This is a genomic window from Okibacterium sp. AC114, from assembly GCF_979253355.1.
In genome coordinates this window covers 498,148-512,301 of the sequence record NZ_CEEDBR010000001.1, presented here as the reverse complement: position 1 = coordinate 512,301, position 14,154 = coordinate 498,148, and the positions used below count along the sequence as shown (strand labels likewise).

Below are 14,154 nucleotides of genomic sequence, written 5' to 3'. Positions count from 1 at the left end.
CGTTTCGACCTACAGCTTCTTGTCGGAGCGCACCTCGTCTGGGTGCGACCCGAAACGCTGCTCGTGCATGCCCAGCGCGTCGATGCGGGCGAGGTCGGGCCCGTCGAGCGCGAACGAGAACACGTCGAGGTTCGAGCGGATGCGTTCGGGGGTCACCGACTTGGGGATGACGATGTTGCCGAGCTGCAGGTGCCACCGCACGATGACCTGGGCGGGCGAGACGCCGTGTTTGCGCGCGAGGGCCGCGATGGTCGGGTCGGCGAGCACGTTTCCGCGGCCGAGCGGGCTCCACGCTCCCGTGACGATTCCGTGGCGCGCGTGCAGCTGACGCAACTCGGCCTGCTGCAGGTAGGGGTGCAGTTCGATCTGATTGACGGCGGGCGCGACATCCGTGTCGGCGAGCAGGCGTTCGAGGTGCGCGGGCTGGAAGTTCGACACGCCGATAGCGCGCACGAGACCGTCGTCGACGAGGGTTTCGAGGGCCCGCCAGGCCGCGACATAGAGGTCTTGATCGGCGGCCGGCCAGTGGATGAGGTAGAGGTCGAGGCGCTCGACGGCGAGGGCGTCGAGGCTGCGGCGCGCGGCATCCCGAACCTTGTCGTGCTCGTCGTTCCAGAGCTTGGTGGTGAGGAAGACCTCGTCGCGCGCGAGACCGGATGCCGCGACCGCTCGCCCGACAGCCGCCTCGTTGCCGTAGGCCGACGCCGTGTCGATGTGCCGATAGCCCGCCTCGAGCGCCTCGGACACCACCCGCTCGGTGTCGGCCGCATCGACCTTGTAGACGCCGAAGCCGAGCTGCGGAACGATGACGCCGTTGTTGAGCGTGAGGCGGGGAACGACCGGTGTACTCATAGCGAAACGCTAACACCGGCGGGTGTGCGCCGCCGGGCCGGATCGCCCGCCCGGAACCACTCCGCGAAGAAGACGATCAGCAGCGCGAGTTCGGCCAGGCCTCCCCCGTAGTACATGAGCTGGGCGCCGGCCAGAGCATCGGATGGAGTCACCCCGGCGGGTGGGTCGGCGGCGACCAGCTTGGCCAGCACGCTGTGCAGCCCGAGAGCCGGCAGCAGGATCGCCAGGCGCCACCCGAAGCCGGGACGATGCGGGGCCGGATCGGGGCCCACGAACGCCGCCGCGAACAGGAAACCGGCGGCCACGAAGTGAGCGGTGAGGAGCGGATGCAGCGCAGGAGCCTCGAGCAGCGCGTGCCCGAACGGGGTGGCGAAGAGCAGCCACAGCGATCCGACGTTGAGCACCGAAGCCGTGACGGGGTGGGCGACGACGCGCGCGACCCGCGAACGCAGGAGCCGCGACAACCGGCGAGCGTGACCGACCTCGAGTGTGCGCAGGGCGAGGGTCACGGGCGCCGCGAGCACGAGCAGCAGGGGCGCGACCATGGCGGCGACGAGGTGCACGAACATGTGGGCGACGAAACCGGTGTGCGCGGCATCCGCGAGGGGGCCGACGAGGCACGCCGCGACGAGCAGCAGACCGAACATCCATGAGACCGTGCGGATGGCAGGCCAGTCGCGGGTTGCTCGGCGGCGCTCGGCGCGCACGGCCCCGAGGTAGAGGGCGCCCGCGAGGAGGATCGGGAGGAGCGCGAGAAGGCCCGGGTCAGGAGCCGCGACATGATGCGCTGCGGAAAAGGACATGCGCTCAGTTCTCGGCCGGAGTGCGCCGCGCGGCACGGACGGTCAGCACGACGCCGATCGCCAGGAGCACTGCGCCGGCCCCGATCCAGGCGAGATCGTAGGGCAGGAGCTCGACGCCGTAACGAATCTGGTGCACGCGCAAGACCTTATGGTCGATCATGCCGTCGAAGAGTTGGAAGAGGCCGAGCCCGACGAAGAGGCCCGCGACCACCATCGGCCGAGCCAACGCGTCGCGGCGGCGGGCGTCGGCGAGCAGGAAGAACCCCGCGACGAGCGCGATGAGGGATGCGGCGTGTAAGAGGCCGTCGGAGAGCAACCCGATGGCGGGCGTCGACCGATCGAAGAAGTGGTGCCACGCGAGGATCTGGTGAAAAACGATCTCGTCGACGGCGGCCATGATGGCGGCGCCGACAAGGAACGCACCCCAGAAGCAGCGGCTCTGCAGGGGACGGGCGGGTGACGCCTGGCGGACGTCGGTGCGAGCGGACATGGTTCCACAGTTGCGCGTGCGCGGCGGCCCTGTCGACCCCCTTGCCAGAGCCCGCACGCCCGTCAAGCCGACCCGAATCAGCCCGATCATGCGTGGAGTTAAGCGCATACATCTGGAACGATGGGTGAGCCATGACTTCTGCACCGACGCCGCCCTCCGCCCACCCGTCGACCCCGGCCACGCAGGCCGAAGCATCCGCTAACGTGCCCTATCGCGACGCGAATCTCGGCATCGACGAGCGGCTCGCCGACCTGCTGTCGCGCATGACGCTCGAGGAGAAGATCGGGCAGATGCTGCAGCTCGACGCGCGCGCCGACCTCGACGAGTTGGTGGGTGTCTCGCTCGTCGGCTCGCTGCTGCATGCCTCGCCCGAGCGCAATATCCGCGCGCAGCAGCTCGTCACGCGTACTCGCCTCGGCATCCCTCTTCTCATGGCCGACGACTGCATCCACGGCCACTCGTTCTGGCCCGGCGCCACCATCTTCCCCACGCAGCTCGGAATGGCGGCCACCTGGGACACGGCCCTCGTCGAACAGGGCGCGCGGGCGACGGCCGTCGAGGTCGCCGCGACGGGCCTGCACTGGACCTTCTCCCCCGTGCTGTGCATCTCGCGCGACCTGCGCTGGGGCCGCGTCGACGAGACGTTCGGCGAAGACCCGCACCTCATCGGCGAGCTCGGCGCCGCCATGATCCGCGGCTACCAGGGCGAGGGGCTCACCGACCCCGACGCCGTGCTCGCCACCGCGAAACACTTCGCCGGCTACTCCGAGACGCAGGGCGGGCGCGACGCCAGCGAGGCCGACCTCAGCCGCCGCAAGCTGCGTTCCTGGTTCCTGCCGCCGTTCGAACGGGCCGTCGAGGCCGGCGCCCGCACCTTCATGCTCGGCTACCAGGCCATCGACGGCGTTCCCGTCACGGCCAACGAGTGGCTGCTCAACGACGTGCTCAAAGGCGAGTGGGGTTTTGATGGAACCCTCGTCACCGACTGGGACAACGTGGGCCGGATGGTGTGGGAACAACACGTCGCCGCCACCTACGAAGACGCCGCCGCCGTGGCCGTGTCCGCCGGCAACGACCTCATCATGGCCACGCCGAAGTTCCGCGACGCCGCGCTCGCGGCAGTGGGCTCCGGCCGCCTGACCGTGGCGCAGATCGACGACGCCGTCACCCGCATCCTGCGGCTCAAGTTCGAGCTCGGGTTGTTCGAAAACCCGCGCCTGCCCGACCCCGAACGCCAGCGCCAGGTCATCGGCAGCGCGCCGCACACCGCCCTCAACCTCAAGATGGCTCGTCGCTCACTCGTGTTGTTGCGCAACGACGGCACGCTGCCCCTGCTCGAGACGCCGGATGCCGCGCCCTCCGCACCCCGCACGGTCGCCGTCATCGGGCCCAACGCCGACGACCCGCACGCGCAACTCGGCGACTGGGCGGGCGCATCGGGCCAGGTCGACTGGATGCCCGACGGACACCCCCGCGAGACCGTCCTCACCGTGCTCGACGGTTTTCGCCGGGCCGTGCCCGAGAGCTGGACGATCACGCACGCACGGGGCGCCGACATCGGCGATCTGGCCGACGACCCCCGCGGCGTGTTCCCCGACGGGCAGCCCCGGCCGCCGTACTTCCAGGCGGCGAGCCCCGACGAACGCATGATCACGGAGGCCGTCGAGGCTGCGACATCCGCCGATTGGGCTGTCGTCGTCGTGGGCGACACGGTCGCGCTCGCGGGCGAGGGACGCTCGACTGCGACGCTCGAATTGCAGGGCGCGCAGATCGCGTTGCTCGACGCCGTGATCGCCACGGGAACCCCCACCATCGTGGTGCTCGTGCAGTCGAAACCGTCGGTTCTGCCCGAATCGGCGCTCCAAGCCGCGGCGATCGTCGAGGCATTCAACCCCGGCATGCAGGGCGGGCTGGCCGTGGCCGAACTCGTGCTCGGCCGCATCGAACCCACGGGGCGCCTGCCCATCACGTTCGCCCGGCACGCGGGGCAGCTGCCCGTGTTCTACAACCAGCTGCGTGGGCAGCACGGCGACCGCTATGCCGACCTGACGCAGGACCCGCTGTTCGCATTCGGCGAGGGCCTCAGCTATTCGCGCGTCGAGTACCGCGATCTGCGACTCGACGACTCCGAGGTGACGGCGGCCGACACCATCCGCGCCACCGTGACGCTGACCAACATCGGCGAGCGCCCCTCGACCGAGACCGTGCAGGTCTACGTCACCGACACGGTCACGAGCGTGACGTGGGCCGAACGCGAACTGAAGGCGTTCCGCCAGGTGACCGTGCCGGCGGGGGCCACGGTCGACGTCTCGATCGAGATTCCGGCGTCGGCCTGTTCCCTGGTGGATGCCGTGGGCGATCGCGTCGTCGAGCCCGGCGACTTCGAGCTGCTCGTCGGCACCAGCTCGCGACCCGCCGATCTGCAGAGCGCGCCGTTCCGCATCACCTCCGCCGACTGACGACGCCCCGATCGCGGTCGTCAATCCCCTGCCGCCGGCGCCGAGGCTTGCCTAGCATCGTGGGACTGCGGCGCTGCGCGAACGGCAGCTGCGCGCCACGCGAAAGGGGAACCCATATGGCACAGGCCATCTTCGGAGAGAGCGCGACGGGCGCGAAGACCCGGCGCGCCACGTTGAGCAAAAACGTGGCACCCGGCATCCACCGGCTCGAACACGCCTACGTCAACTGCTACCTGATCGAGGACGAGAGCGGTGTGACGCTCGTCGACACCGCCTTTCCCGCGACGTGGCCGCTGCTGCAGAACGCGCTGCGGCAGATCGACCGCACGAAGGACGATGTGCGCGCCGTCGTGCTGACGCACGCGCACTTCGATCACCTGGGCATGGCCGAGCGCCTGCGCAGGGAATGGAGCGTGCCCGTGTGGGCGCACCCCGAGGAGCGGTACATCGCCCGCCACCCCTACCGTTATGCGCACGAGTCGCCGCGGCTGCTCTGGCCCGTCACCCACCCCACGTCGATCCCCATCCTCGGGCGGATGGTGCGGGCGGGCGCCTTGACCGTCCCGGGCATCGACGAGCTGCGCACCTTCGCGGCCGGCGACGTGCTCGACGTGCCCGGCCAGCCGCGCGTGGTCTTCAGCCCGGGTCACACCTTCGGACACTGCGCCCTGCACCTGCCCGACCGTTCGGCGCTGATCTCGGGCGATGCGCTCGTCACCTTCAACCCCTACACGGGCGGCACGGGCCCGCAGATCGTCTCGGGGGCGGCCACGGCCGACAGCGCGCAGGCCCTCGCCTCTCTAGACGCCCTCGCGGCAACCGGGGCGGACATCGTGCTGCCCGGTCACGGCAAGCCGTGGAAGAAGGGCATCGTGAGCGCGGTCGCCGAGGCGCGCGCGGTCGGCCGCACCTGAGACTCAGCGACGCACGGCCCGCACCCCGGCGCGGCCGACGACGAAAGCGGCCCAGCCGACCAGTAACCACGGCCCGGCGACCACGATCGGGTCGATCCAGCTGTGCTTCACATCGACGCGACGCCGCCCGAAGCGGGACGCGAACCCGTGATACTTGCCCTCGGCCAACACGCCCGTCTCGGTGATCGGGTTATCGGGGTGTCCGGATGCCAGCGACGTCACGTGACTCTCGATGGCGTCGACACGATCGCCCAGGATGAGCAGCATCCAGTGCGCCAGTCGCCCCTCGCTGTACTGCGCATAGGCATAGCGACGGATGACTCCGCTCAGCCCCTTGAGCGGCGCCGACGTGCCGAAAACGGGCGTCAAGAACTTGTGCTCGATCGAACGCTCGCGCGGCACCAGCTCCTCCTGGCGCTCGGGGAAGTCCCAGTGCGCCCCCGTCACCTCGGGAGCGAAACGCTCCTTCGGCACGGCCGGGCGGTCCTTCTTGTCGAGGTCGGCGCCCCAGCCGGGGATGCGCTGACGCAGCTCATCGCTCGACAGCGCGCGGGTCGGTTTCTCTGCGGTGTAGGCCATGATCGTTTCTCCTCTCCGGCGGCGGGCCGGGTCAGCTCGCGCTCGGCACGATGACGGGTTTGATGCAGTCGTCCAGCTTGGACGAGAACAGGTGGTATCCCTCGGCGATCTCGTCGAGCGGGATGCGGTGGGTGATGATGTCGCGCGGGCTCAGGTACCCGTTCCTGATGTGTTCGAACAGGCGCGGCCACTGGCGCTTCACGGGCGCTTGGTTCATGCGCAGCGTGAGGCCCTTGTTCATCGCGTCGCCGAACTTCACGGCGCTGAAGATGGGGCCGTAAGCACCCATGACCGAGATCGTGCCGCCCTTGCGAACCGAGTCGATGGCCCAGTTGAGAGCGGTCGGTGAGCCGCCCTGCAGCTTGAGCTTGGTGCCCGTGATGCTCTGCGTGAGATTGCCGTCGGCCTCGGCGCCCACGGCGTCGATCGCGACATCCGCCCCGAGGAAATCGGTGATCTTCTTCATGTGCACGACGATGTCGTCGTATTCGGCGAAGTTGTAGGTCTCGGCGTGGGCGAACGTGCGGGCCTTCTCGAGACGGTTCTCGAGGTGGTCGATCACGATCACCCTGCCGGCGCCCATGAGCCACGACGATTTCGCGGCGAAGAGGCCCACCGGTCCGGCGCCGAACACCACGACGGTGTCGCCCTCGACGATGTCGCCGAGCTGTGCGCCGAAATAGCCCGTCGATAGCGCGTCGGTCATGAGCAGGGCATCCTCCTCGTGGATGTCGTCGGGGATGACCTGGGGCCCGACATCGGCGAACGGCACGCGCACATACTCCGCCTGTCCCCCGTCGTAGCCGCCGCACGTGTGCGAGTAACCGTAGATGCCGCCCACGGCCGTGGCATTCGGGTTGACGTTGTGGCAGTTGGAGTAGAGGCCGCGCGCACAGAAGTAGCACGAGCCGCAATAGATGTTGAAGGGCACCATCACGCGGTCGCCGACCTTCAGGTTCTCGACCGACGAACCGACCTGCTCGACGACGCCGATGAACTCGTGGCCGAACGTGTGGCCGACGCGGGTGTCGGGCATCATGCCGTGATAGAGGTGCAGATCGGAACCGCAGATCGCGGCCATCGTGACGCGCACGATGGCGTCGTTCGGATGCTCGATCTTCGGCATGTCTTTCTCCTGCACGCGGACCTTGTACGGTCCGCGGTATTCCATGGCGCGCATGTCTTCTCCTTGGCGGGATGGGGTGACGTGGTCGTCTTGGTCGGCCACTTTTCCAAAATGAGCGCGATCCGACAAGACGATTGCCAGCACCCCCGAACGGGTGTAAAAAGCGCCTCCCGCGGGCCGAAACGCGCACGGGGCGCACGATCGTTGCGCGCGACATCCATGCGTGCCGCTTTTCGCGCGCCCCGCGAAATAATGCGTCAGAAAGGCCTGTCTAGCGCGACAAATGACGCAAACGAAGCTGAAACGAGCCGGAAACGTAAGGAAACCGGGGCCGAAACGCAGCGCCCCTATTCTGGGGCGGCACCTCCACATTTCGACGAACGGAAACCATGGCTAAGAAAAGACCCATCCTCACCGTTGGTGCCATATCGGCAGCAGTGGCGCTTCTCTCGTTCTTCCCCGACCCCGCGGTCGCCGATGCCGAGTCGTCGGCGACTCCCATCGTGCGCCCCACCAACCCGGCCATCAAGATGCCGACCAGCTACCCCTTCCAGCAGCCCGTGCCCCTGGCCGCCGACTTCCCGGCCGATGCATCGACGCAGCGCGGCCTGACCCCCTACGACGAGATCGCACCCAAGATCAACTCGTGGCTCGCACGCAGCAACAAGGTTTCCGCGCAGGTGGTCGGCACAACCGACCTCGGCCGCGACATCCACTTCATCACCCTGACGGCGCCCGAGACGGCCGCCGAAACCGCTCAGCAGAACGCCTGGCGCGACAAGATCAAGAACAACGCCGCCGCGGCCGCCACCGACCAGGCGCTGCAGGACGGCTACAAGATCCCGATCTGGTTCAACGCCAACATCCACGGAAACGAGTGGGAGGGCACCGACGCCAGCATCAAGTACATCGAGGACATGCTGAACGACACCTCGGCCGAGACCGCCGAGCTGCTGCGCACGCACCGCATCTACTTCACGCTGACGAACAACCCCGACGGCCGCGCACTCGGCCAGCGCGCCGTGGCCGCGGGCTTCGACCCCAACCGCGACTTCATCACGGGCGCGACGGTCGAGGCGTCGATCACGCGCGACCTGTCGAACATCATCCAGCCGACCAACTTCATCGACATCCACGGCTACACCAACATCCTGCAGGTCGAGCCCTGCGGCCCGCCCCACGGCGAGAACTACGAGTACGACCTGTTCCTGCCGCACGCCTACGACGCCGCGCTCGAAATCGAGAAGGCCGTCGTCGAGGCGAACATCCCGGGCAACACCTACCAGGCCGCCGATGGCAGCGCCACGACCACCAACACGGGCAAGATCCTCATCCCCTACCGCGACATCCGCGCGGGCTGGGATGACTGGCCCCCCATCTTCGCGCCCCAGTACGTGGCTTTCCAGGGCGCCATCACCAACACGGTCGAGCTGCCCCTCGGACGCGTCAACAACAACGTGCCAGAGGGAACCCGTCGCGGCGAGGTGAACGTCGCCGTGGCCGGTGTCGTCATCGACACCGCCGTCGACTACGTGGTCGAGAACTCGGACGCACTGCTCGACAACCAGATCGAGATCTTCCGCCGCGGCGACGCCGGCGAACCGCTCCGCACGGTTCCCGCCGACATCGACCCCGCGACGGTCCCCGCCCCGAACGCCTGGGCCGAGATCTGGGACGAGACCGACGTCTACACCGCGAAGCTGCCCCGCGCCTACGTCATCCCCGTCGGCGGCACGCAGCGCTCGGACACCGACGCCAACACGCTCGTCGACCAGCTGCTCGTCAACGGCATCGAGGTGCAGAAGACCACGTCGGCCCTCACGGCCAACGGCACCACCTACCCCGCCGGCTCCTACCTCGTCGACATGCACCAGCCGCTGCGCGGCCTCGCCAACGTGCTGCTCGCCGACGGAACCGACATCTCGGAGCGCGTGCCCGACATGTACGACATCTCCGCCTGGAGCCTCTCGCTCCTGTGGGGTGCCGACGTCGACGCCATCGGCAGCACCACCGACGCCCCGCTCGCCGTCACGGCGACGCCCGTCACCTCCACGCCGCTCAGCTCCGTCGTTCCCGCCACGGCCGCCTACCTCGAACTCGAGGCCAACGGTGTGGCATCCATCCAGGCCATCAACGAATTGCTGCACGACGGGGTCGCGGTCTCGCGCTTCGACGACGGCACCGTGATCCTGAAGCTCGACGAGACCAGCCGCCAGTCGGTCAGCGAGGTCACGGCTAAATACGAGGTCACCTTCGCGGCGTCGGACGGCCAGCGCCTGCGCACCGAGGACAGCACCGGTCTCGGCGCCCAGCGTGTCGGTTACACGGGCACGCAGGACGACCGCGTGACGCTGGAACGCCTCGGCTTCCGCGACCTGGTCCTCGTCAACGCGGCCTCGATCACCTCGGGGGCCGCCGACCTGTCGCAGATCGACGTGCTCTGGATCGGCTCGAACCTCGCGTTCAACGCCGACCAGGCCGCCGGAACCGCGGCCGTCAACGCCTACCTCGCGAGCGGTAAGGGTGTCACGGGTCGAGGAACGGCTGCGGCGAACTTCGCCAACACGTTCGGCCTGCTGACCACCACCCCGGTGTCGGGCACGAGCGGTTCCAACGGAATCGTGAGCGTCGAAACCGCTGCTGACGGCGTGCTCGGCGACTTCCCGCAGGACACGGCGTTCGTCTCCCCGGCCACCTGGTTCACGGTGCTCGACCCGGCCGCCACGGTCGAACAGACCTACGCCGCCGACCCGTTCGTCTCGGGCCACTGGGCCTCGTCGGCCGGTCGCGCGCAGGAGAACTCGGCACGCCAGGCCGCCGTCGTCTCCAAGACGGCAGCCACCGGCTCCCGCGTCCTGCTGTTCGGAACGGTTCCCACCTACCGCGCCCACGTGGTCGGCGGGTCGCAAGACGTCGCCACCTCGCTTCTCTGGGCCGGCGTCGCCGGTGCCGAGGTCGAGGTTCCCGCGGCCGTGGTCGTCCCCGAGCCCACGCCCGAGCCCACCCCGGTGCCCGTGCCGAGCGACTCGCCGTCGGCCACCCCGGCGCCCGTCGCCCTGCCGACGACGCCTGCCGCTGGTGCCGGTACCCGTCCGGGCGGTCTCGCCAATTCGGGTTCGGACGCGCTGCTGATCGGTGGCCTCGCCGCCGGCCTGCTCGCCCTCGGTGCCGCGACGCTCGGTGCGATGCGCCTGCGCGGCCGCTCGGCAGCCGCCACCGCTGAGGCACCCCGCTCGGTCGACACGATCGAGTAACCTGCTCCACGCTCCATCCGAGGGTGCGTCCGGTCGATTCGTCGGCCGGGCGCACCCTTTTTCGTGGGAGCGCAGACCCGAGCGCATCACGGTCGTGGGAACGCGATCATCCGCAACATTGCTGCGCTAGGCTCGTCTGCGGTTCACATCTGGGGAGACGAGTGGCAGCGCAAACGACAACCGAACAAACAGCTTCTCTTCCAGAGACGACGGCGGCTCCACGGGGCCGGGTTCGCGCCGATATTCAGGGACTGCGCGCCGTGGCCGTCGTGGCCGTCATCCTCAATCACCTATTGGGATGGCCGAGCGGCGGTTTCGTGGGCGTCGACGTGTTCTTCGTCATCTCGGGCTTCCTCATCACGGGCCTCATTCTGCGCGAACGCGAGCGCACCGGCCGTTTCAGCATCGTCGGCTTCTATGCGCGCCGCATCCGCCGCATCCTGCCCGCCGCGCTCACCGTGCTCGTCGCCACGACGGCCGTCGGCTGGTTCGTGTTCAACAAGACGCGCGCCTGGGAGACCATCTGGGATGCCGTGGCCAGCTTCTTCCTCGCCGCCAACTGGCGTTTCGCGGTCACGGGCACCGACTACTTCCAGCAGACCGACGCCGATTCGCCGCTGCAACACTTCTGGTCGCTGAGCGTCGAGGAGCAGTTCTACCTCGTGTGGCCCGCGTTGCTCCTGCTGCTGTTCGCCATCGGGATGGCGCTCTCCCGCGGCAACCGCGACCGCTCGGGTCGCCGCATCCGCATCGTTGTGATCGTCGCGATGGGCCTGATCTCGGTCGCGTCCTTCGCCTTCGCCATGTGGGAGACGCGCGAGAACGCCGAGATCGCCTACTTCTCGACCTTCACGCGCGTGTGGGAGCTCGGCGTCGGCGCGGTGCTGGCCGCGGCCGCCCCCCTCTTCCTGCGGCTGCCCGTCGCCGTGCGTTTCGTGCTCGGCTGGGCCGGACTCGCGGGCATCGTCGCCTCGTTCTTCGTGATCGACGCCTCGAAGCCGTTCCCCGGGCCGTGGGCGGCTCTGCCCGTCGTCGCGACGGCCGTGGTGCTGCTGGCCGGCATCGGCGGGCCGCAACGCTACCTCTTCCCCATCAGCAACCCCGTCACCACGTTCCTCGGCAACATCTCGTATTCGCTCTACCTGTGGCACTTCCCCGTGATCGTGTTCGTGCCGCTCTTCCTCGTCGACGAGACGCTCGAGCGCACACTCATCACCGCGGGCCTCATCTTCGTGATCTCGGTTTTGGCCTACCTGCTGATCGAGCAGCCGCTGCACCACTCGCCGTGGTTGCGGTCGTTCTCCGAGGTCGGCGTGACGGATGCCGAGGCTCGACGCGTCGCACGTGCGACCGCCCGCAGCGAGGCGTGGGGCCGCTGGCAGGAGAGGTTCGGCTCGCAGTTCATCCTCTCGACCCTGGCCCTGCTCGTCGTCGTCACGGTCGTCATCATCGCCGCCGGTTTCTCGTCGCGCGGACAAGCCCCGCAGGCCGCCCCCGAGGCTTCGCAACAAAACGCCGCGAACCCGCTTGACCAGGCGCGCGCCGACCTGAGCGCCGCGCTCTCGGCCACGGCCTGGCCCGACAACCTGTCGCCGTCGCTCGACGACGCCCTGCGCACCACCTCGAACGACAACCCGGCCCGCGGATGCTTCGAGCCCGGTTCGACGCCCGACTTCGGTGGCTGCACCTGGGGTTCGGGCGACGCCCCCAACCACATGTATGTCGTGGGCGACTCGATCGCACTCACCTACGCCCCCGCGTTCCGCCAGATCGCCGACAACAGCGACGGGCAGTGGAAGATCACGACCATCGGCCTCTACGGCTGCCGCTTCACCGACGTGCTCGTGCAGAACGACGGCGACGGAGTCATGGATAGCTGCACGCAGCGCAAACAGGACATCGCCGACCGCATCGCGAGCGATCAGCCGCAGCTCGTCGTCGTGGCCAACGCCTTCGCGCTCGGCCAGTCGTCCGACGGGCGCCCGCTCTCGACCGCCGACATGGTGAGCTCGACCGCATCGCTCGCCTCCCGCTTCAACAGTGCCGGCAAGATCGTCTACCTCGCGCCGCCGCCCCTCGGGGCCGACCTCGACGCGTGCTACTCACAGGTGTCGAACCCGGGCGATTGCGTGGTCGACATCGACCCGGCGTGGCAGGACTTCTCGGCGGCCACACAGGCGCAGGCTCAGGCATCCGGCGATCACTACATCGACGCGCTGCCCGTGAACTGCGTGGATGGGCGCTGCCCCGCGTTCGCCGCCACGTGGCCGACGAAGTACGACACCGTGCACCTGACGACCGCGTATTCGGAGCACATCGCCCCGGCCATCCGACGCCTGTTCGGCGATCAGGGGCTGATTTAGCGCAGGGGCGGATGTCGGTGCCGCACGATAGCCTCGACGCAGCTCGGATCGCCGAGAAACAGGCCTCGCCGGCCCGCCAGAAGTGAAGTGCCATGCCCCCGAAGAAGAAGTCCTCGCTCACGCCGCAGATTCCGACCATCCGGCTCGTCGGGCTCGAAGACGGCGACACGGGCCTGCTCGATGCGCACGAGAACGTCGACGGCCTGCGCTTCGTCGGCGCCGACGTCTCGGGGCAGGATCTCAGCGGCCTGACCGTCTCCGAGTCCGCGTTCGAAGACCTCGAAGCGCACGACGTGCTGCTGCGGGGGGCCGGTTTCGTCGAGACCACCATCGAGCGGCTCAACGCGCCCATCATCGCGGCGCCTCGGTCGCGGTTCCGCGAGGTGTCGATCGACCAATCGCGCATCGGCTCGGCCGAGTTCTACGAGTCCAATTGGCGGTCGGTGCACATCACCGGGTCGAAGCTCGGGTTCGTCAACCTGCGCGGGGCCGTGCTGCAAGACGTCCAGTTCACGAACTGCTCGATCGACGAACTCGACCTGGGCGGCGCCACCGTCAACCGGCTCGCGTTCGTCGATTGCACGCTCAACAGCCTCGACGTCACGCGCGCCGCCCTGCAGAACGTCGACCTGCGCACGCTCGACCTGCGCCGCATCTCGGGGCTCGAGGGCCTGAAGGGCGCCACCATGTCGTCGATGCAGGTCTCCGAACTCGCTTCGATGTTCGCCGAACACCTCGGCATCGTGGTCGACGGCTGACGTCGAGGCGCGAGCGCCCCGCAAGCGCAACCGGCCTGGGCCCCTACTGCGCGACGGGGCTGACGAGCTGGATGAGGTTGCCGCACGTGTCGTCGAGCACGGCCGTCGTGACGGGCCCGGCAGGCACGGGCGGCTGCACGAACGTGACGCCCTGCGCCGAGAGCTCGCGGAATGCCGCATCCACATCGTCGACCATGAACGAGGCCGCGGGGATGCCGTCTGCCACGAGAGCTTTCTTGTAGGCCTGCGCGGCCGGGTGCACATCGGGTTCGAGCAGCAACTCGACGCCGTCGGGTTCGCCCGGGCCGACGACGGTCAGCCAGCGGTACTCACCGACCGGAATGTCCGTCTTGGCGACGAAGCCGAGCGTGTCGGTGTAGAACTGGAGCGCCTTCGCCTGGTCGTCGACGAACACGCTGGTGACGTGGATGCGTGGCTGCATGGTCTCTCCTCGATCGGATGACGCAGCTCCGGTCTGCCGGCCCGCGCTCGTTTCTCCGATGGTCCCGCCCCGCGGCCGCGACGTCAAGAACGGAGCCCGACTCGCCGCGATTTG

General features: G+C 68.7%; 11 protein-coding genes. 5 read left to right on the top strand and 6 right to left on the bottom strand.

Going from position 1 to position 14,154, the window contains the following annotated elements:
* Positions 1-9: 9 nt before the first annotated feature.
* Genes ACZ6IE_RS02510 through ACZ6IE_RS02500 form a run of 3 tightly spaced genes read right to left on the bottom strand, consistent with a single transcriptional unit; the run spans position 10 to position 2,145 of the window.
* Positions 10-852: an aldo/keto reductase gene (locus ACZ6IE_RS02510; RefSeq protein WP_464606639.1), complete on the bottom strand. Its 843-nt coding sequence runs from the start codon at positions 850-852 to the stop codon at positions 10-12.
* Positions 849-1,655 (bottom strand): cytochrome c oxidase assembly protein, encoded by an 807-nt coding sequence (locus tag ACZ6IE_RS02505; protein WP_464606638.1) that lies wholly within the window; start codon positions 1,653-1,655, stop codon positions 849-851. Before ACZ6IE_RS02505 ends, ACZ6IE_RS02510 begins: the two co-directional genes overlap by 4 nt.
* Positions 1,656-1,659: 4 nt before the next feature.
* Complete coding sequence (locus tag ACZ6IE_RS02500) at positions 1,660-2,145, bottom strand: DUF2243 domain-containing protein (protein WP_464606637.1); 486 nt, start codon at positions 2,143-2,145, stop codon at positions 1,660-1,662.
* 131 nt (positions 2,146-2,276) lie between these two features.
* Here ACZ6IE_RS02500 and ACZ6IE_RS02495 point away from each other — a divergent pair, with 131 nt between their 5' ends.
* A complete protein-coding gene (locus ACZ6IE_RS02495) occupies positions 2,277-4,604 on the top strand; it encodes an exo-beta-d-1,3/1,6-glucosidase (RefSeq protein WP_464606636.1) in 2,328 nt (775 codons plus the stop codon).
* A 116-nt stretch (positions 4,605-4,720) separates the two neighbouring features.
* The gene (locus tag ACZ6IE_RS02490; RefSeq protein WP_464606635.1) at positions 4,721-5,518 is read left to right on the top strand and encodes an MBL fold metallo-hydrolase; all 798 of its coding nucleotides are present in this window, start codon (positions 4,721-4,723) and stop codon (positions 5,516-5,518) included.
* A 3-nt stretch (positions 5,519-5,521) separates the two neighbouring features.
* On the opposite strand, the gene ACZ6IE_RS02485 is transcribed toward ACZ6IE_RS02490, so the two are convergent.
* Positions 5,522-6,097: a hypothetical protein gene (locus ACZ6IE_RS02485; protein ID WP_464606634.1), complete on the bottom strand. Its 576-nt coding sequence runs from the start codon at positions 6,095-6,097 to the stop codon at positions 5,522-5,524.
* A 31-nt stretch (positions 6,098-6,128) separates the two neighbouring features.
* Positions 6,129-7,277: a zinc-dependent alcohol dehydrogenase gene (locus ACZ6IE_RS02480; protein WP_464606633.1), complete on the bottom strand. Its 1,149-nt coding sequence runs from the start codon at positions 7,275-7,277 to the stop codon at positions 6,129-6,131.
* 335 nt (positions 7,278-7,612) lie between these two features.
* Between ACZ6IE_RS02480 and ACZ6IE_RS02475 the strand changes: the two genes are divergently transcribed.
* From ACZ6IE_RS02475 to ACZ6IE_RS02465, 3 genes are all read left to right on the top strand, one after another.
* Positions 7,613-10,477, top strand: a complete 2,865-nt coding sequence (locus ACZ6IE_RS02475) for a M14 family zinc carboxypeptidase (RefSeq protein ID WP_464606632.1) — start codon at positions 7,613-7,615, stop codon at positions 10,475-10,477.
* A 23-nt stretch (positions 10,478-10,500) separates the two neighbouring features.
* Positions 10,501-12,840: an acyltransferase family protein gene (locus tag ACZ6IE_RS02470; protein ID WP_464606631.1), complete on the top strand. Its 2,340-nt coding sequence runs from the start codon at positions 10,501-10,503 to the stop codon at positions 12,838-12,840.
* A gap of 92 nt (positions 12,841-12,932) precedes the next feature.
* Complete coding sequence (locus ACZ6IE_RS02465; RefSeq protein ID WP_464606630.1) at positions 12,933-13,598, top strand: pentapeptide repeat-containing protein; 666 nt, start codon at positions 12,933-12,935, stop codon at positions 13,596-13,598.
* A gap of 43 nt (positions 13,599-13,641) precedes the next feature.
* Here ACZ6IE_RS02465 and ACZ6IE_RS02460 read toward each other — a convergent pair whose 3' ends face one another.
* Entirely contained in the window at positions 13,642-14,040 is a 399-nt protein-coding gene (locus ACZ6IE_RS02460) for a VOC family protein (protein ID WP_464606629.1), read from the bottom strand.
* Positions 14,041-14,154: the final 114 nt, after the last annotated feature.